At 40.9% G+C, this 17,384-nt stretch carries 19 protein-coding genes and 1 pseudogene; 11 read left to right on the top strand and 9 right to left on the bottom strand.

Annotated features, from left to right (window positions below; all coding sequences use genetic code 11):
• Nucleotides 1–35: 35 nt before the first annotated feature.
• Both LQ983_RS04185 and gorA read left to right on the top strand, forming a co-directional pair.
• Nucleotides 36–881: a 23S rRNA (adenine(2030)-N(6))-methyltransferase RlmJ gene (locus LQ983_RS04185; RefSeq protein WP_230621756.1), complete on the top strand. Its 846-nt coding sequence runs from the start codon at nt 36–38 to the stop codon at nt 879–881.
• Nucleotides 882–990: 109 nt separating this feature from the next.
• Nucleotides 991–2,361, top strand: a complete 1,371-nt coding sequence (gene gorA / locus LQ983_RS04180) for a glutathione-disulfide reductase (RefSeq protein ID WP_230621755.1) — start codon at nt 991–993, stop codon at nt 2,359–2,361.
• 119 nt (nt 2,362–2,480) lie between these two features.
• Here gorA and crp read toward each other — a convergent pair whose 3' ends face one another.
• From crp to coaBC, 5 genes are all read right to left on the bottom strand, one after another.
• Entirely contained in the window at nt 2,481–3,128 is a 648-nt protein-coding gene (crp, locus tag LQ983_RS04175; protein WP_109128369.1) for a cAMP-activated global transcriptional regulator CRP, read from the bottom strand.
• 38 nt (nt 3,129–3,166) lie between these two features.
• Nucleotides 3,167–3,385 carry a YheU family protein gene (locus LQ983_RS04170; protein WP_212510303.1) on the bottom strand — a complete coding sequence of 73 codons (219 nt, stop codon included), beginning with the start codon at nt 3,383–3,385 and terminating at the stop codon, nt 3,167–3,169.
• 23 nt (nt 3,386–3,408) lie between these two features.
• Nucleotides 3,409–4,008 (bottom strand): nucleoid occlusion factor SlmA, encoded by a 600-nt coding sequence (gene slmA / locus LQ983_RS04165; protein ID WP_006716723.1) that lies wholly within the window; start codon nt 4,006–4,008, stop codon nt 3,409–3,411.
• Complete coding sequence (gene dut, locus LQ983_RS04160) at nt 4,008–4,463, bottom strand: dUTP diphosphatase (RefSeq protein ID WP_109432627.1); 456 nt, start codon at nt 4,461–4,463, stop codon at nt 4,008–4,010. The genes slmA and dut overlap by 1 nt, the downstream gene beginning before the upstream one ends.
• Nucleotides 4,464–4,532: 69 nt before the next feature.
• On the bottom strand, nt 4,533–5,732 hold the full coding sequence (gene coaBC / locus LQ983_RS04155; RefSeq protein WP_230621754.1) for a bifunctional phosphopantothenoylcysteine decarboxylase/phosphopantothenate--cysteine ligase CoaBC: 1,200 nt from the start codon (nt 5,730–5,732) through the stop codon (nt 4,533–4,535).
• A 176-nt stretch (nt 5,733–5,908) separates the two neighbouring features.
• On the opposite strand from coaBC, the gene radC reads away from it, so the two are divergent.
• The 4 genes from radC to mutM all read left to right on the top strand — a co-directional run bounded on the left by radC (nt 5,909) and on the right by mutM (nt 8,083).
• Nucleotides 5,909–6,568, top strand: a complete 660-nt coding sequence (gene radC / locus LQ983_RS04150) for a DNA repair protein RadC (RefSeq protein WP_111295627.1) — start codon at nt 5,909–5,911, stop codon at nt 6,566–6,568.
• A 208-nt stretch (nt 6,569–6,776) separates the two neighbouring features.
• The gene (gene rpmB / locus LQ983_RS04145; RefSeq protein WP_005542826.1) at nt 6,777–7,013 is read left to right on the top strand and encodes a 50S ribosomal protein L28; all 237 of its coding nucleotides are present in this window, start codon (nt 6,777–6,779) and stop codon (nt 7,011–7,013) included.
• 11 nt (nt 7,014–7,024) lie between these two features.
• A complete protein-coding gene (rpmG, locus tag LQ983_RS04140; protein ID WP_005613503.1) occupies nt 7,025–7,195 on the top strand; it encodes a 50S ribosomal protein L33 in 171 nt (56 codons plus the stop codon).
• Between the two features lie 69 nt (nt 7,196–7,264).
• Nucleotides 7,265–8,083 carry a bifunctional DNA-formamidopyrimidine glycosylase/DNA-(apurinic or apyrimidinic site) lyase gene (mutM, locus tag LQ983_RS04135; protein WP_230621753.1) on the top strand — a complete coding sequence of 273 codons (819 nt, stop codon included), beginning with the start codon at nt 7,265–7,267 and terminating at the stop codon, nt 8,081–8,083.
• Here mutM and LQ983_RS04130 read toward each other — a convergent pair.
• The 3 genes from LQ983_RS04130 to rpmE all read right to left on the bottom strand — a co-directional run bounded on the left by LQ983_RS04130 (nt 8,080) and on the right by rpmE (nt 10,068).
• Nucleotides 8,080–9,111 (bottom strand): glycosyltransferase family 9 protein, encoded by a 1,032-nt coding sequence (locus tag LQ983_RS04130; protein ID WP_230621752.1) that lies wholly within the window; start codon nt 9,109–9,111, stop codon nt 8,080–8,082. The two genes, mutM and LQ983_RS04130, sit on opposite strands and share 4 nt — an antisense overlap.
• Nucleotides 9,108–9,794, bottom strand: a complete 687-nt coding sequence (locus LQ983_RS04125; RefSeq protein WP_230621751.1) for a glycosyltransferase family 25 protein — start codon at nt 9,792–9,794, stop codon at nt 9,108–9,110. Before LQ983_RS04125 ends, LQ983_RS04130 begins: the two co-directional genes overlap by 4 nt.
• Before the next feature lie 61 nt (nt 9,795–9,855).
• Complete coding sequence (gene rpmE / locus LQ983_RS04120) at nt 9,856–10,068, bottom strand: 50S ribosomal protein L31 (protein WP_006716752.1); 213 nt, start codon at nt 10,066–10,068, stop codon at nt 9,856–9,858.
• A 240-nt stretch (nt 10,069–10,308) separates the two neighbouring features.
• Here rpmE and LQ983_RS04115 point away from each other — a divergent pair.
• Nucleotides 10,309–11,184 (top strand): annotated as a pseudogene (locus LQ983_RS04115) (glycosyltransferase family 25 protein).
• Between the two features lie 27 nt (nt 11,185–11,211).
• On the opposite strand, the gene LQ983_RS04110 reads toward LQ983_RS04115, so the two are convergent.
• A complete protein-coding gene (locus tag LQ983_RS04110) occupies nt 11,212–12,102 on the bottom strand; it encodes a glycosyltransferase family 8 protein (protein ID WP_230621750.1) in 891 nt (296 codons plus the stop codon).
• Between the two features lie 161 nt (nt 12,103–12,263).
• Here LQ983_RS04110 and priA point away from each other — a divergent pair, with 161 nt between their 5' ends.
• The 4 genes from priA to LQ983_RS04090 all read left to right on the top strand — a co-directional run bounded on the left by priA (nt 12,264) and on the right by LQ983_RS04090 (nt 17,378).
• Entirely contained in the window at nt 12,264–14,462 is a 2,199-nt protein-coding gene (gene priA, locus LQ983_RS04105; protein WP_230621749.1) for a primosomal protein N', read from the top strand.
• A 106-nt stretch (nt 14,463–14,568) separates the two neighbouring features.
• Complete coding sequence (gene ftsN / locus LQ983_RS04100) at nt 14,569–15,390, top strand: cell division protein FtsN (protein ID WP_230621748.1); 822 nt, start codon at nt 14,569–14,571, stop codon at nt 15,388–15,390.
• A gap of 199 nt (nt 15,391–15,589) precedes the next feature.
• The gene (locus LQ983_RS04095) at nt 15,590–16,159 is read left to right on the top strand and encodes a TetR/AcrR family transcriptional regulator (RefSeq protein WP_230622603.1); all 570 of its coding nucleotides are present in this window, start codon (nt 15,590–15,592) and stop codon (nt 16,157–16,159) included.
• Nucleotides 16,160–16,187: 28 nt separating this feature from the next.
• Nucleotides 16,188–17,378, top strand: a complete 1,191-nt coding sequence (locus LQ983_RS04090) for an efflux RND transporter periplasmic adaptor subunit (RefSeq protein WP_230621747.1) — start codon at nt 16,188–16,190, stop codon at nt 17,376–17,378.
• Nucleotides 17,379–17,384 lie beyond the last annotated feature (6 nt).

The raw sequence follows: 17,384 nt of genomic DNA, 5'->3' as shown, positions 1-17,384 counted from the left end.
CGGTCATTTTATTTAACGTTTTATAAGTAGGAATTATGCTCAGTTATCGTCATAGTTTTCATGCAGGTAATCATGCTGATGTGTTGAAACATATCGTGTTAATGCTGATTATTGAAAGCCTGCAACAGAAAGATAAAGGTTTTTATTATTTAGATACGCATTCCGGTGCAGGACGGTATCGTCTGTTTAGCCCTGAAGCGGAGAAAACAGCTGAATATGTGGAAGGCATTGGGCGTTTATGGCAGCACGACGATCTACCGGAAGAGGTTGACCGTTATGTGAAGCTGATTAGAAAGCTGAATTATGGCGGGAAAGAATTGCGCTATTACGCCGGTTCCCCTTTGTTGGCAGCGAATTTATTGCGCCCACAGGATCGTGCGCTGATGATGGAATTGCACCCAAGCGAGTTTCCTTTGTTACGCAATAATTTCAAAGAATTTGAAAATGTGACGGTGAAAATCGGCGATGGTTTTCAGCAAGTCAAAGCCACATTGCCACCGAAAGAGCGTCGTGGCTTAGTGCTAATTGATCCCCCTTATGAACTGAAAGAAGACTATGATTTGGTGGTGAAAGCCATTGAAGAAGGTTACAAACGTTTTGCGACCGGTGTGTATGCGATTTGGTATCCGGTGGTGTTACGTCAGCAAACCAAACGTATTGTAAAAGGCTTAGAAGCCACGGGGATTCGTAAAATTTTGCAAATTGAATTGGCGGTGCGTCCGGATTCTGATCAACGTGGCATGACAGCCAGCGGTATGATTGTGGTGAATCCACCTTGGATGTTAGAACAGCAGATGAAATCCATTTTGCCGTATTTAACCACCGCACTTGTGCCGCAAGGCACCGGAAGTTGGTCGGTAAACTGGATTACACCTGAATAAGATGACGCCAGCATAAGATAATACCGATTAGACCGATTTATCCTATTTGTTTGATTTGTGAACATCCTTTGGGCAGAATAGCGCCCAATTTATTAATAAGGAAAAGAGTATGACCAGACGTTATGATTACATTGCCATCGGTGGTGGCAGCGGTGGAATTGCTTCCATTAACCGTGCAGCAAGTTATGGCAAAAAATGTGCCATTATTGAAGCAAAACATTTAGGCGGAACCTGTGTTAACGTGGGCTGCGTGCCGAAAAAAGTGATGTTCTACGGCGCACAAATTGCGGAAGCCATCCATCATTATGCACCGGATTACGGTTTTGATGTGGACGTCAAAAAATTTGATTTCGCTAAGTTGGTGGAAAGCCGTCAAGCCTATATTTCCCGCATTCATACCTCATACGATAACGTGTTGGCAAAAAATAACGTGGATGTGATTCGCGGCTTTGCCAAATTTGTCAATAAAAATACCCTTGAAGTGACTTTCGCCGATGGTTCCACCGAACAAGTGACAGCAGATCATATCTTGATTGCTACCGGCGGACGTCCAAGTATTCCTGCAATAAAAGGCGCGGAATACGGTATTGATTCTAATGGCGTTTTTGCGTTAACCGAGTTGCCTAAACGCACAGCTGTTGTCGGCGCAGGTTATATTGCCGTGGAGTTGGCAGGCGTCTTGAACAGCCTTGGTGTGGAAACCCATTTATTTGTGCGTAAACACGCACCGTTGCGTAATTTTGATCCAATGATGGTGGAAACCTTAGTGGAATCCATGCAACAAGACGGCATTACACTACACACCCATGCCATTCCAAAAGAGGTGGTGAAAAATGCAGACGGTTCGGTGACGCTTCACCTCGAGGACGGTCGTGATCAAACCGTAGATTGCCTGATTTGGGCGATTGGACGTGAACCGACAACTGATAAAATTAATTTACACGCCGCCGGCGTAGAAGCGAATGCGCGTGGTTTCATCAAGGTGGATAAATACCAAAACACCAATGTGCCGGGCATTTATGCGGTAGGCGATATTGTTGAAGGCGGCATTGAACTCACGCCGGTGGCAGTTGCAGCCGGACGTCGTTTATCTGAACGCCTGTTTAATAATAAACCGAACGAACATTTAGACTACAATTTAGTGCCGTCCGTGGTGTTCAGTCATCCACCAATTGGTACTGTCGGATTAACTGAACCACAAGCCATTGAACAATATGGTGCGGAAAATGTGAAAGTGTATAAATCTTCCTTTACTTCTATGTACACGGCTGTCACCCAACATCGTCAACCTTGTCGCATGAAATTGGTATGCGTTGGTAAAGAGGAAAAAATTGTGGGCTTACATGGTATCGGTTTTGGCGTGGACGAAATGATCCAAGGTTTTGCTGTTGCTGTTAAAATGGGCGCAACAAAAGCGGATTTTGACAACACAGTGGCTATTCACCCAACAGGCTCGGAAGAGTTTGTAACAATGCGTTAATTAACACTTATTAAATAAAAAAGGTCTGAGTTTTCAGACCTTTTTTGTATTCTTTATTCAGTATGTTAGATGCAAACTTTAGTACTTTAACTAAAGTGCGGTCTTATTTTATCGTGTTTTTAACGGGTACCGTAAACGACGATAGTTTTACCATGGGCTGAAATGAGATGCTGATCTTCTAGCATTTTTAAAATGCGTCCAACGGTTTCGCGAGAGCAACCTACCATTTGACCGATTTCCTGGCGCGTAATTTTAATTTGCATCCCGTCAGGATGTGTCATGGCTTCTGGCATTTTGGCTAAATTTAACAAGGTTTGAGCAATGCGGCCAGTAACATCTAAGAAAGCCAAGTTACTGACTTGGCGTGAGGTGTTTTGTAAACGACGTGCCAACTGTGCGGTAAGGAGCATCAGAATTTCAGGGTTAACTTGAATTAATTGACGGAATTTACGGTAGGAAATTTCAGCAACTTCACAAGCCGCTTTGGCTTTTATCCAGGCGGAACGACGCTGATCTTCTTCAAATAAACCGGCTTCCCCGAAGAAATCGCCTTGGCTTAGATAAGTCAGGATCATTTCTTTGCCATCTTCATCTTTCACTAAAACGGAAACGGAACCTTGAATTAAATAGTATAAGGTTTCAGCCTTTTCACCGGCATTGATTAATGTGCTTTTAGATGGATATTTATGAATATGACAATGAGATAAAAACCAATCAAGGGTTGGATCCGTTGATGGCGTTGTAACTTGTGCGTTTTGTTCCTGCACGTTGAAAACCTCCAGCTAACAATAAAAAACTAAAAAGTTTATTTAAAAAATTCCGTTTTATTTTTTATATCGATAGATTCATGTAACTCAGACCAAACGATCACCGCACTTCCTTGGCGGATTTTGTTCAGTAGCGCTTTCTTTTTTTGTTCGAAAGTCTGTTCATGTGAACCATAATCGGTTCCTTCACGTAAAATGACGCTTTCCACAATATTGATTAACGTGTCTTCCGCCAGTTCTTGCCAAGGAATAATCACGACATATTACCTAAATAAATAAATTATGCAAATAAGCTTTCAATGAGCTGCCATTGCTGGCTAAACCCTTGATTTGGTGTGTGTCGGAAGTTGGAACGCACATAGCGCATAAACTGCCCTTCACAGAGGGTGACGAGGTGTGCGGCGATAATGCGTTCGTCCACGTTAAATCCGCGTCCTTCGCGCAATTTTCGCATTTGCAGAATATTCACGAACTGCAATTCTAGCCTGTCAAAAAAGGTCGCAACGCGGGCTTGTAGTTTGGCATCTTCAAACATCAACGCATGGCCCGTTAAAACACGGGTTAAACCGGGGTTTTTACGGGCAAAATCCAAGATCATCTGCAGGATGTCTTTTACCCGTTGCATGGTGTTAGTTTCATTTTTGATAGATTGTGAAATGCGATTCAGCAATGTGCTTTCGATATTCTCAATTAAGGCCTCAAAAATCTTGGTTTTGCTCGGGTAATAACGGTATAACGCCGCTTCTGATACGCCCACTTCTGCGGCTAAACGCGCCGTTGTCATACGCTCCATGCCGCGTTCGGAATGCAACATATGCGTGAGCACCGTCAACACTTGTTGGCGGCGTTCTTTAATACTGCGTTTATTGGTTTGTTCCATTAGTGTTTACCTGAATGGCCGAAACCGCCTTCGCCACGTTCTGTGGCATTGAATTCGTTGACGATATTAAATTCCGCTTGTACAACGGGCACAAAGACTAATTGCGCGATGCGATCGCCTACTTCAATTTTGAACGGCTCATTGCCACGATTCCACACGGAAACCATGAGTGGACCTTGATAGTCAGAATCGATTAAACCGACTAAATTGCCCAACACAATACCGTGTTTATGCCCTAAGCCGGAACGCGGTAAAATCACTGCCGCTAAATTGGGATCGGCAATATAAATAGAAAGCCCCGTTGGAATTAATTTGGTTTCACCCGGTTGGATTTCAATGCCATTGTCTAGGAGTGCACGTAAATCCAATCCAGCGGAGCCTTCGGTAGCATACGTTGGCAGGGGAAATTCGTTGCCAAGACGGCTATCTAAAATTTTAACGTCAATTTTTTTCATTGTGATCTTTTCCTTTAACGAAATCTTTTATGTTTTTGATAAAGTGCGGTTGGTTTTTGCTGTGTTTTTTTATTGACGGTAACGCGCCATAATTTCACTGACTAATGCTTCTGCCAATGTATTTTTATCCGCCTGCGGCAAGGCTTTTTCGCCATGCTTCCAAAAGAGGTGTAGCGCATTGTGATCTTGTCCAAACACTTGCCCGCCGGAAACGTCATTGGCACAAATCATATCCAAATTTTTGCGCGTCAATTTATCTTTCGCGTAATCGGCAACATTCTGCGTTTCAGCCGCAAATCCCACAGTGAACGGGCGCTTTTCCGTAAGATGCGCTACATCAGCGATGATGTCAGGATTTTTAACGAGCTTTAACGTCATTTCTTCAGCCGATTTTTTGATTTTTTGATCAGCGATATCCGCAATACGGTAATCCGCCACTGCGGCACAACCAATAAAAATGTGATTTTTGACCGCGCTTTCTAAGGCGGTTTGCCACATTTCTTGTGCGGAAGTGACATTAATACGATGAATATTGGGTGAGGCAGTGAGATTCACCGGGCCGGCAATTAGTGTCACCTGTGCACCACGTTTGGCAAAAGCCTCTGCAATAGCAAAGCCCATTTTGCCGGAGCTGTGATTGGAAATGTAACGCACCGGATCGATGGCTTCGCGCGTTGGGCCTGCTGTAATGGCAACATGGATGCCGAGTAAATCTTGCTGCACGGTAAAATGATGACAAAGTGCGGTGAAAATTTCAGAAGGTTCGGACATTCGCCCGGCACCCACATCGCCACATGCCTGTTCGCCACTGTTCGGGCCGATAAGTTGTATGCCACGGCTTAAAAGTGCGGTCAGATTTTGCTGTGTTATTGCTTGGCGATACATTTGCTGATTCATCGCCGGCGCAAGAAAAATCGGTGCACTGGTGGCAAGGCAAATCGTGGAAAGTAAGTCGTTCGCCATACCGACAGTTAAGCGCGCAATAAAATCGGCACTGGCTGGCGCGATTAATACGACATCCGCCCATTTCGCCAATTCAATATGTCCCATCGCCAGTTCTGCTTGCGGATCCAATAACGATTGCGCCACGGCATTGCCTGAAATCGCTTGCAAGGTGAGTGGGGTCACAAATTCTGCGGCGGCAGGCGTGAGCACCACGCGAACCTGCGCATTGGCTTTGCGTAATAAACGAATTAATTCGATGGTTTTGTACGCGGCAATGCCGCCGGTAATGCCCACAACAATGCGTTTATTTTCTAGATTAATCATGCTTGAATCCCATGAATTGACTGACTCGGAGATGAATCCACTTATTCTACTTGAATTATGATTTAATCAAAAATCTTATTTTGCGATCAGGATTCCACTTTTAAAGCCCGCTGTTTGGGTTTTAACGCCTTGTATGAATGAATAACGAATCTGTTATTTTTTGCGAGGTTGAAGAAATGGATGAACCCTTAATGCCAAGGGAAAAACTTTTAAAATATGGTGTCGCCACACTGACAGATGCTGAACTTTTGGCCATTTTCTTGCGTACGGGCATTAAAGATTGTCCGGTGATGCAGCTATCGAAAAATGTGTTACAACATTTTGGCTCGTTGCGAGGGCTCATTAGCGCCAATCAAAAGCAGTTTTGTGCTGTGAAAGGCATTGGCATTACGCAGTTTATTCAATTGCAAGCTTGCACGGAAATGACCCGTCGTTATTTATTGGCGGAACTCAAAGAAGGGTATTGTTTTAGCTCGTCAGAGACAGTGAAAATGTACTTACAAACAGAGTTAGAAAATACGGAACGAGAAATTTTTTTAGTGCTTTTCTTGGATAACCAGTATCGCTTGATTAAGCAGGAGCGCTTGTTTCTCGGCACAATTAATAAAGCGATGGTTTATCCGCGCGAAGTCATCAAGGAAGCCTTGGCTTGCAATGCGGCGGCGATTATTTTGGCTCATAATCACCCTTCCGGCGTGGCGGAACCCAGCTTTTCTGACAGACAAATTACGGAGACTATCAAACAGGCGGCGGAGTTGGTGGAAATTCGAGTGCTGGATCATTTTGTGATTGGTAAAGGCGATTATTTTTCCTTTGCGGAACAAAATCTTCTTTAAAACTGACCGCACTTTTGGATAAATTTTAGTTTTAATCTCAGCAAATTCAGGATTTAGGCTTGAGAATGTAATATAAAGTGAGTATAATGCACGACCTTTAATATAGTATGCGGGTCGGGTTATACGACCTGACGAGGTCATTCAAAAGTTATTTTTGAAGTATTCCGAACCGTAAGCTCGAGCTTAAATTTCATTATTGGAGATTAATATGTCTAGAGTCTGTCAAGTAACAGGCAAGCGTCCGGCAGTGGGTAACAACCGCTCTCACGCAATGAACGCGACTCGTCGTCGTTTTCTTCCTAACCTTCACACACACCGTTTCTGGGTTGAAAGTGAAAACCGTTTCGTAACATTACGCTTAACTGCAAAAGGTATGCGTATTATTGATAAAAAAGGCATTGATGCAGTTTTAGCTGAAATCCGTGCTCGTGGCGAGAAAATCTAAGGAGCTAACAAATGGCAGCAAAAGGTGCTCGTGAGAAAATCCGTTTAGTTTCTACCGCAGAAACCGGTCATTTCTACACAACTGACAAAAACAAACGTAATATGCCTGAAAAAATGGAAATCAAAAAATTTGATCCAGTTGTGCGTAAACACGTTATTTATAAAGAAGCAAAAATCAAATAATTTTGCATGAATTGAAAAACCCGACATTGTTCGGGTTTTTTTATATCCAGTGGCTATCGGAGAAAGAGAATGCCTGAACTACCTGAAGTCGAAACCGCACTGCGTGGCGTGAGCCCTTATTTGAAAGATTACGTGATTGAAAAAATCGAGGTACGTCAGCCGAAACTCCGCTGGGCAGTATCACCGGAATTAGCGACATTACATCAGGTGAAAATTCTGGATCTGAGCCGCCGTGCCAAATACCTCATCATTCATACCGAAAAAGGTTATATCATCGGGCACTTAGGGATGTCGGGAACCGTAAGAATCGTACCGCATGACTGCCCGATAGATAAACATGATCACTTGGATATTGTGCTGAATAATGGTCGATTATTGCGCTATAACGATCCACGCCGTTTTGGCGCTTGGTTGTGGACGGAAAAATTGGACGAGTTTCATTTGTTTTTAAAACTGGGGCCGGAACCGCTATCAGAGGAATTTAACGCAGACTATCTTTTCAAAAAATCACGCAAAAAAACGACCGCACTTAAGACCTTTTTAATGGATAACGCTGTAGTGGTGGGCGTTGGCAACATTTATGCCAATGAAAGTTTATTTTTATGTGGTCTGCATCCTATGAAACTTGCCGCCAATCTGACGCGTAAGCAATGTGAACGCTTGGTAGATACCATCAAATCCGTGTTAGCCAAAGCCATTGAACAAGGTGGAACGACACTCAAAGATTTCTTACAACCTGATGGCAGACCAGGTTATTTTGCACAAGAACTACTGGTTTATGGCAACAAAGGCAAACCTTGTCCAAAATGTGGTACAAAAATTGAAAGTTTAGTCATCGGGCAACGGAATAGTTTTTATTGCCCGATGTGCCAGAAGAAAGGATATTAATTTATTATCCATTCACTATTAATGTTGTCTGGGCTTATCTCATTAATATTTTCTTTATAGAAAAGAATATGAGTGTTATTTTTACAATTAGGATTCCAATGTTTAAAAGCAATAGGGTCTTGTTTGTAAATCGCAATAATTGGTTTATTAAAACCAGCAGCAATATGCACGGTTGATGTATCCGTTGATATTATTTGAATTGAGTGACGGATTAATTCTATTGTATGAAAAATTGTAGTTGTATCATGAACATAAATATTTTTATATTCTTGAGATAGTTCTTTTAATATAGGTGTGACTTCTGGATAACTTAGCAATACAAATTGTTTATTTCTTCTAGTCTCTGTGAAATAGTTTAAATATCGTTTAATGTTTTCATTATTCACTTTTTTAGCTCTATATGCCCCGAAAAAGTTCACAGTAATGTAATTAGTAATGTTGTTTTTTTCTAAAAATTGCTGAATTTCTATTGCGCTATCGGCATTATATGGAATGTCGTAAGTTGTATCTATATTAGATATTCCCGCTAATTCCAAGGATTTTTGATATATTTTAGAAAAATGTTGATTGCTTTCTAAACTATGAGTAAATATTTTATAATCTGACTTCTTATAACCAATATAATTTTTAGCATTGATTAATCTTAATAAAAGTAAATCACGGTTTTTTATTGATAATGTTGGATCAATGACAACATCATAGCTTTCTTTTGCAAGAGATAATCCACATTTTATATAGTCAAGAATGCTGCGCTTCTTCACAAAATAAAGTTGGTCAATATGAGGATTTTGCTTGAATAAATATGAGTCTTTTGTGGTACAAACTACGCCAATTTTAATCTCAGGGTTAAATTTCTTAATTTCTCTGAAAACAAAAGAACTCACAATGTAATCTCCAATCTTCCCATCTTGTCGTAAGAAAAGAATTTTCCTAGGAGAAAGTGCGGTAGATTTCTTAGGCATTTTTTTATCTAAGATAAGTTTCCCTATTGATAGACGTATAGTCTGAAGAATTAATTTAATTTTCATTTGGTATGTCTATTTTCAATTTTATCAATTTCTGAATCTATCCCTCTGAAAACACATGGAGGCTCTATACCATAAGCATTTATGTGATTCATTTGCAACATTCCAGTTAAATAATCTGAAGGCATTCTAATTGGATATGCATACTTTAATAATTTGTTAATACCGCCTAAAGTTATTAGATATGCATCAGTCATGAAAATACCTCTAAGAGAATTTTTTGACGGAACTCTGTATCTTGCAAGTTTATATCGATCAAATAACATTTTCTTTAGTGGCCATGATTTAGCTTTACCATGATCTAAAAAAATAATTTCCTTTCTAGATGGAACTTTTTTTAAAGCATCAAGTACTATTTCTTTAAAATGATGTGAAACAATAGCATCATCTTCTAAGATAATAGCTTCCGGTATATTTATTTCTCGGATATGTTCATATAGCTTTATATGACTCATAGCACATCCAATTTCTCCTAGAGTTAAAGGTTTTTTAGCTAAGTATTTGGACTGATAGAATTTATAATCAATTTTTTGTAACTCATCTTGTGAAAGATTTTTTCCATAAACCGCATCAAAAAATTCAAATTGCAATCCAAGTCCTCTGAGGCGTTTTTCGATAAATTCTCGGCGGGAAGAATCCTTTAAACTGATAACAAAAATTGGGGGAAGATTGTAAGTGTTATCCATAAATATATCTCCTTAAATCACATAGAAATAACCCTCGCAATTGCGAGGGCTAAGATTCAGATTACTTCGTACCTGGAATTTTGAAACGGCTGTTAAAGCGTTCAACACGACCACCGGTATCAACAACACGTTGTTTACCTGTATAGAATGGGTGGCATTTACCGCACACATCAAGGTTGATGTCTTTACCTAAGGTAGAACGAGTTTTGATCACGTTACCGCAAGAGCAAGTCGCAGTAATTTCTTTATATTCAGGATGAATACCTTGTTTCATAGAAAACCTCAAATTTGAAGCCATGCCGCTATCAAGCCAATCGCAAAAGCAATCCCTGACACCGCATGAGATTAATATTACGCCATTATAAATGGCACGCTTGTGTGTAAGGATGCGAATTTTACAGAAAAAATCCATGTAGTTCAAGCTGTGAACAGACTAACATATATATTAGGATTCATTTTATTGAATCAAAATAGTAAGATAGCTTGCAATCTACGACTAACCCAATATTTCCGTATGCATTTTATTAAAAATAAAAACTTTGTTATCAGCATTTCCACTGCGAATAAACGTCGAAATCATATCATCCAACAATTCGGTCAATAGAACATCCCATTTGAATTTTTTGATGCATTTACACCTTCTGAGCGTCTCACTGATCATTTACAGCGTTATCTTCCTAATGTTGCAACCACTCCTAAGTTAACAATGGGAGAGAAGGGCTGTTTGATGAGTCATTTCATGTTGTGGAAAAAGTGTGTTGATGAGAATTTAGATTACATCGCGCTTTTTGAGGATGATATTTTGCTTGGTGAAGATGCAGAAAAGTTTCTTGCAGAAAGTGAATGGTTAAAAGTGCGGTTCAATTTTCAAGAGATTTTTGTTCTACGTTTAGAAACCTTTTTGATGCCCGTTAAGATTGAAAAACAACAAGGAATTTTACCTTTTCAACAGAGAGAAATTGATATTTTAAAATCCAAACATTTTGGCACGGCAGGCTATATTATTTCTAATGCTGCAGCAAGGTATCTTATTAATGTATTTGAAGAACTGTCTGTGGACGATGTCAAGGCGATAGATGAGATTATGTTTAATGAATGGGTTAATGTTGAGTCGTATCAGGTGTATCAACTTAATCCTGCAATTTGTGTACAAGAATTGCAATTGAATCAGGAAAGTAGCACATTGACGAGCGGGCTCCAGGAAGAGCGAAAGAAGAATACTGAACGCTATGCAAAGAAAACATTGCAAAAACACTTTTCAAAGAAAGAGTTGGAAAAACGGTTTTTTCGAGTAAAAGAAAATATTTTAAGAGCACTGAATAAGAAAAAATGGAAGGAGAGAGAACTTGCCAAAGAAAGAGAGGGCAAAGAAGTCATATTTTTTAAGTAGTACAACTTCTTTCGTAAGATAGGTATTTTAGAATATTTTATAGATGAACTTATATCTTATCTCTTTTATAAATCTCTTTATTTTTGTTTTAGCATCAACACCTTCAAAAGTTGATGCTGTTTTTGGATATTTTTTACTAATTTCTTTCAATGTAGCATAGCCTAAATTTGCTTTTAAATGAGAGCATTTGTTTGTCCAAAATTTATCATGACCAGTGTAGTGATAAATAATAGCTGGAAATTGTATTTCTCTATTTTTTCTATGTTTTATATATCCACACACGGATGGTGTAAAGTTAAATCTAGAGTTTATAAACTTAACCCTATCTTTAAATATGCCATTTAGGATGTCTTGATCTTGGTACTCTATGATTTCTTTATATTTCTCTAGCCACTCTAGACTCATATTTAATACATTGAGTGCTCTCCATTGACGCATGTTAATCAGAAGCACTCCTGCATTGAAGTAGCTATACTTTTCTAGTCCTATTTTGGTTTTGTACTCAGGTTGATCAATTTCAATGAAAAAATCTTTACATGCAGCAAGAGCATGCTTACTGATGTCAGTATTCCATAATTCTTTTAAAGAGCCATTCGTTAAGGTGTCTACATCAATATAAAGGAGCTTTTCTATGTTGGGAATGTATTCCGCTATATTTAGTCTGGCATAAGTAGCTAATGAGATATAGCTTATTGTCATTGGAAAGGTAGAGAAGTCCTCTTTATTAATTGATATGAAATTAACTTCTTGGTTGTGCGTATAAACGATATCTTTAATTAGGCTTTTATTCGTTTCGCTTATGCCAAAATCTAAAATATAAAAGCATATTTTGGAGTCTGAGTTGTTTCTTAAAATACTTAATATACTAACGGATAAATATGGTGCGTAATGATCATCAGTGGAGAATGCGATATTCATAGTTAGTCCTTAATATCTTTGACATGAAATCTTATGGTGACTTAGGAAAGTCACAATTCTATATAAAAATATTCAACATTCAACCCATCCGCCCCTAAATAGACAATAATCCCCCAAAATGCTATATTCCGAGCCCATTTTAGTTCACTGAATTTCCAGTCATGCCATTTGCCCGAATCGTACTTCCGGTGCCGTTACATCGCTATTTTGACTATACTCTCCCTGCGTCAATGAAAGTTGTCGTTGGGGCGCGGGTGCTTGTGCCCTTTGGGACGCAGAAGCGGATTGGTGTTGTAGTTGACGTGGTGGAGCAGACGGACGTGCCTGAAGAACAATTGAAACCGGTGCTAGCCTGTCTGGATGATACTTCACTGTTTTCTCCGGAAAGTTGGCAGTTCTTAAGTTGGGCAGCAAATTATTATCACGCCCCGTTGGGAGAAGTGTTATCGCAGGCATTGCCGATCAAGCTGCGCCAAGGGGAAAGTGCGGTGGAAAAACAAAAAGTTTTTTGGACACCGACCGCACTTGGCGAACAAGCGTTGGCGCAAGGTTTGCTAAAACGCTCGAAAAAACAGCTTGAAGCATTGCAGGCGGCAAATGATGGGATGGAAAAAGGCAACAACCCATTTGGTAGCGGCATTTGGTCGGCATTGAAAGCTAAAGAATACATTACCGAAATCACTCAAGAACCGGAAATTCAAACCTGGCAACAGCAATTAGTTGATAAACCTATCGTCAATAAAGCTGATCGATTAACACTCAATAAACAACAAGCGTTGGTGTTTAGCCAATTGAAATTTACCCAAGGGTTTATCGCTTGGTTGTTGGACGGCGTGACAGGTTCCGGTAAAACAGAAATCTATCTGCAATTTATTGAAGAGATTTTAAATCAAGGCAAACAAGTGTTAGTCTTGGTGCCGGAAATCGGGCTAACGCCACAAACGGTAAGTCGTTTCCAAGCCCGTTTTAACGTGGTGATTGATGTGTTGCATTCCAATTTAAATGACACGCAACGATTACACGTGTGGCAACGTGCGCGTAGCGGGCAAAGTGCGGTCATTATTGGTACGCGATCTGCGCTGTTTACACAATTTGCTGATTTAGGCGCGATTATTATCGATGAAGAACATGATGCCTCTTTTAAGCAACAAGATGGTTGGCGTTATCATGCTCGGGATTTGGCGGTGGTGTATGCAAAACAACTGAATATTCCCGTTTTAATGGGATCGGCAACGCCTTGTTTGGAAAGTTTGAATAACGTGCAGCAGGGGAAATATCAGCGTTTATGTCTATCAGAAAAAGCCAATCAGTCCACCGCACTTCAGCAACATATTATTGATTTAAAACATCAGTCAATGCGCAACGGTTTATCGGAAATCCTGATAAAACGCATGCAGGCGCATTTAGAAAAAGGCAATCAGGTGTTGTTGTTTCTGAATCGACGCGGTTTTGCACCGGTGTTGCTGTGCCATGAATGCGGCTGGATGGCGGAATGTCACCATTGTGATAAACCTTATACCTATCACCAACAACACAATGTGTTGCGTTGTCATCATTGCAGTGCACAAAAACCGATTCCGCGCCAATGCGGAAATTGTGGTTCCACCCAATTAATCACTACGGGCTTAGGTACGGAACAGCTAGAAGATTCCTTAAAAGCAATTTTCCCAAATTACGGCACTGCTCGAATTGACCGTGACACGACGGCGCGCAAAGGCAAACTGGAAGGTTATTTAGCGGATATTCAACAGGGCAAAAGCCAAATTCTTATCGGGACGCAAATGTTGGCAAAAGGACATCATTTCCCGAATGTCTCTTTGGTCGCGTTAGTCAACGTGGATAGTGCGTTGTTTTCATTGGATTTTCGTGCGGAAGAACGGCTGGCTCAACTTTATATGCAGGTGGCGGGGCGAGCAGGGCGTGGTGCGCAACAAGGCGAAGTGCTTTTACAAACCCATTATCCGGAACATCCTTTGTTACAAAGTCTGTTACAACAAGGTTATAACCAATTTGCACACAATGCCCTCGCGTTGCGTAAAGCGATGGGGCTACCACCTTTCAGTTCGCAAGCCTTGTTTACAGCGCAAAGCCGCCATACTGAAGACGCAGAGCATTTGTTGGCGCAGTTTGCAGAGTATTTACAGCAAGTGAAACGAGATATTGCCCCAGAATTACAAATATTAGGTCCAATGCCCGCACCATTCAGTAAAAAAGCGGGGCAATATCGTTGGCAATTATTGTTGCAACATCCTTCTCGTGCAACTTTGCATCAGGTCTTGACGGCATTTGGACGTGACCAAGGCGATCAAGCAACAAAAGTGCGGTGGATTTTAGATGTGGATCCGTTGGATTTAAGCTAGTTTTGGCTTTTTTGTGGTCAATAAAGTAATTTTTCAGTAGAATTAGCGGAATTTTTTATTGTCATATCGTTAATTATTATTTTAGTTAGATTAAACAGGTTTTATCGTGGCTCAACGTGATTACGCTGCCCGTAGCGGCGCAAAGAAAAAGAAGAAACAGCGCAAAAGTAATAAGTCGGTGTTGTTCATACTTGCCATCATGATTGTGGCGGCATTTGCGTTCGGATTGTATTTATTGAAGGAAAAAGCACCGGAAAATGTAGTACAACCGCAAGAAACTGTCGAAAAAACACAGCCGAAAAGTGTTTTACCGAATCGCCCGGAGGAAGTGTGGAGTTATATCAAAGCATTGGAAACTCGTACAGTGCCGATTGACGATAATCCTAAATCCTTGGATAAAAATATGCGTTTAACCGAAGAACAACGCAAAATTTTGGCTGCAATGGAAGAAGAGCAAAAACAAGCTGAATTGGCTAAAACGAAAGCGGTAGAAGCGCAACAAACTGCACAAGCCGCTACGCAACAACCGGTTCAAGCGGCTACTACACAGGCAACGCAACAGCCTCAAGCACAATCGAAGCCGCAACCTCAGGTTGTAGAAGCGAAGAAAGCGACTGCACCAAAAGAAGAGAAAAAAGCCGAGCAAACAGTGAAGGCTGAACCTCAGAAAAAAACGGAGGCCGCTCAACAAACAGCGACAAGCAGTAGTTCGGAGCGTAAATACGGCTTACAGTGTGGTGCTTTTAAAAATAAAGCACAGGCAGAAGGTTTGCAGGCGCGTTTAAGCTTACTCGGATTGCCGGCAAGAGTGAAAGAAAGTGCGGATTGGAACCGTGTTGTGGTTGGTCCGGCAGGGGATCGCAACGCCGCAGTGAAGATGCAGGAAAAAGCCAAGAGCGTAATTAACTGTGTTGTGATTGCGATGTAATGAATGAAACAACAAGAAAGTGCGGTGAAAAATCACCGCACTTTTTTATTTTTAACTTGCCAAAAAACAAAAAATCAATAAAATGAACGAACGTTCATTCAGTAATGATGTATTGACTGTATGCAACCTACCCTATGTGCGATGTGAGAACAGTTTTCACTGCACTTCCTAACGATTAACTCAATGTTTACGAATGACTATGAATCAATCTGAAATGGATATAATTGAGCGGATTTTTTCTGCAACGGACAATTTGATGGCAGAGGAAGGTTTGCCGAATTTGTCGATGCATAAAATCGCAAAGGCTGCAAAAATTTCGCCGGGAACCATTTATATTTATTTTAAAAATAAAGAAGAATTGTTGGTCCAATTCGCTCGTCATATTTTCCTCTCGTTTCAACGTGCGATGGAAAAAGATCACGATGAAACACAATCTTTTGCCGAGCAATATCGGAAAATGTGGTGGAATATTTGGACGTTTTTGCAAAGCGATCCGACGATCATGAGCAATATGCACCAATATGAATCTTTACCGGGATTTACTGATATTTGTCGGGAATGGGAGCAAGATAGCCTGTGGCATAAGTTTTGTAATAAAGCAAAAGAGGCCGGTGACGTGGCAGATTTGCCAACCCATATTTTATTTGCCATCTCGTTGGAAAGCGCGATTAATATCGCCTTCAAATGCCAACATTTTATCAAAGAAGTTTCAACAGAAATGCTGGAGTCTGTGATTGAACGGACTTGGCGGGCTGTTAAAAATCAATAATCACTCAAGAGATATTTACGGAGTTTGTATGACCGAAACCATCAAACCAAAGCGTTCGCATACCTTTTTGCTAAAAATGACTTTGGGTATTTTTGTCCTTATTTTCATCGCAATGATTGTGATGAATTATATGAAATCAAAAGGCATTGCCGAGTATCTTGCTAATCAAGGTGAAAGGGCTGTTCCGGTGACGGCAATGACCATTTCTGCGCAGCAATGGACGCCGGTAATTGAGACCACCGGTTTGGTTCGTCCGAATCAAGGGGCGATGCTCAGTGCACAAAGTGCGGGTACGATTTCAAAAGTGTTAGTCACTAACGGACAAAGCGTGAAAAAAGGCGATTTGTTGGTGGAATTAGACAGTTCGGTGGAACGTGCTAGCTTGCAAGCGGCGGAAGCGCAAGTGATTTCTTTGCGTCAAACTTACCAACGCTACGCGAATTTGGCGAAGAGCGGTGGTGTTTCCCGTCAAGAATTGGATAACGCAAAAGCCGCCTACGATGCGCAAGTGGCTAACGTGGAATCTTTAAAAGCAACCATCGAGCGTCGCCAAATCGTTGCTCCGTTTGATGGCAAAGCCGGTATCGTGAAAGTCAATGTAGGTCAGTATGTATCAAACGGCACAGAAATCGTGCGTGTGGAAGATCGCAGTTCCATGAAAGTGGATTTCTCCATTGCACAGAATTTATTGGATGAATTGCGTATCGGTCAAAAAGTCACCGCTACGGCAGATGCGCGTTTAGGAGAAACCTTTGCAGCACGCGTCACGGCAATTGAGCCGGCAATTAATTCATCTACCGGTTTGGTTGATGTACAAGCGACCTTTGAGCCGGAAGATGGCGAAAAATTGTTATCCGGCATGTTCACCCGTTTAAACGTGGCATTGGCAACAGAATACGAGCAAATCGTGGTGCCGCAAGTGGCGGTGAGTTATAACATGTATGGCGAATCGCTTTATATTTTGACCGCACTTTCTGATGAGGAAAAAGAGAAATTTGCTAACCAAGGCGATGTGAACAAAATGTATCGCGCCAAACAAATTACGGTATTTACGAAAGATCGTCAGGGTATCTATGCTCAGTTAAAAGGCGATGAAGTGAAAATCGGCGATAAAATCATTACCGGTGGTCAACAAAATTTAAGTAACGGTGCGTTAGTGCTTGTAGCAGATAAAGAAGGCGTAGGCACCACACAACCGGCATCGAAAACCAATCTTTAATTAGGA

It is taken from the genome of Aggregatibacter sp. Marseille-P9115 (assembly GCF_920939465.1).
In the GTDB taxonomy this organism is placed as follows: domain Bacteria; phylum Pseudomonadota; class Gammaproteobacteria; order Enterobacterales; family Pasteurellaceae; genus Aggregatibacter; species Aggregatibacter segnis_B.
This window is presented reverse-complemented; position numbering and strand designations above follow the sequence as displayed.

Coding starts and splice junctions, on each gene's coding strand:
- coaBC (WP_230621754.1), bottom strand. CDS start 5,732: ATGATTAATCTAGAAAATAAACGCATTGTTGTGGGCATTACCGGCGGC.
- mutM (WP_230621753.1), top strand. CDS start 7,265: ATGCCTGAACTACCTGAAGTCGAAACCGCACTGCGTGGCGTGAGCCCT.
- LQ983_RS04185 (WP_230621756.1), top strand. CDS start 36: ATGCTCAGTTATCGTCATAGTTTTCATGCAGGTAATCATGCTGATGTG.
- slmA (WP_006716723.1), bottom strand. CDS start 4,008: ATGGAACAAACCAATAAACGCAGTATTAAAGAACGCCGCCAACAAGTG.
- rpmG (WP_005613503.1), top strand. CDS start 7,025: ATGGCAGCAAAAGGTGCTCGTGAGAAAATCCGTTTAGTTTCTACCGCA.
- rpmE (WP_006716752.1), bottom strand. CDS start 10,068: ATGAAACAAGGTATTCATCCTGAATATAAAGAAATTACTGCGACTTGC.
- LQ983_RS04130 (WP_230621752.1), bottom strand. CDS start 9,111: ATGAAAATTAAATTAATTCTTCAGACTATACGTCTATCAATAGGGAAA.
- priA (WP_230621749.1), top strand. CDS start 12,264: ATGCCATTTGCCCGAATCGTACTTCCGGTGCCGTTACATCGCTATTTT.
- LQ983_RS04095 (WP_230622603.1), top strand. CDS start 15,590: ATGAATCAATCTGAAATGGATATAATTGAGCGGATTTTTTCTGCAACG.
- LQ983_RS04110 (WP_230621750.1), bottom strand. CDS start 12,102: ATGAATATCGCATTCTCCACTGATGATCATTACGCACCATATTTATCC.
- LQ983_RS04090 (WP_230621747.1), top strand. CDS start 16,188: ATGACCGAAACCATCAAACCAAAGCGTTCGCATACCTTTTTGCTAAAA.
- gorA (WP_230621755.1), top strand. CDS start 991: ATGACCAGACGTTATGATTACATTGCCATCGGTGGTGGCAGCGGTGGA.
- radC (WP_111295627.1), top strand. CDS start 5,909: ATGGATGAACCCTTAATGCCAAGGGAAAAACTTTTAAAATATGGTGTC.
- LQ983_RS04125 (WP_230621751.1), bottom strand. CDS start 9,794: ATGGATAACACTTACAATCTTCCCCCAATTTTTGTTATCAGTTTAAAG.
- dut (WP_109432627.1), bottom strand. CDS start 4,463: ATGAAAAAAATTGACGTTAAAATTTTAGATAGCCGTCTTGGCAACGAA.
- rpmB (WP_005542826.1), top strand. CDS start 6,777: ATGTCTAGAGTCTGTCAAGTAACAGGCAAGCGTCCGGCAGTGGGTAAC.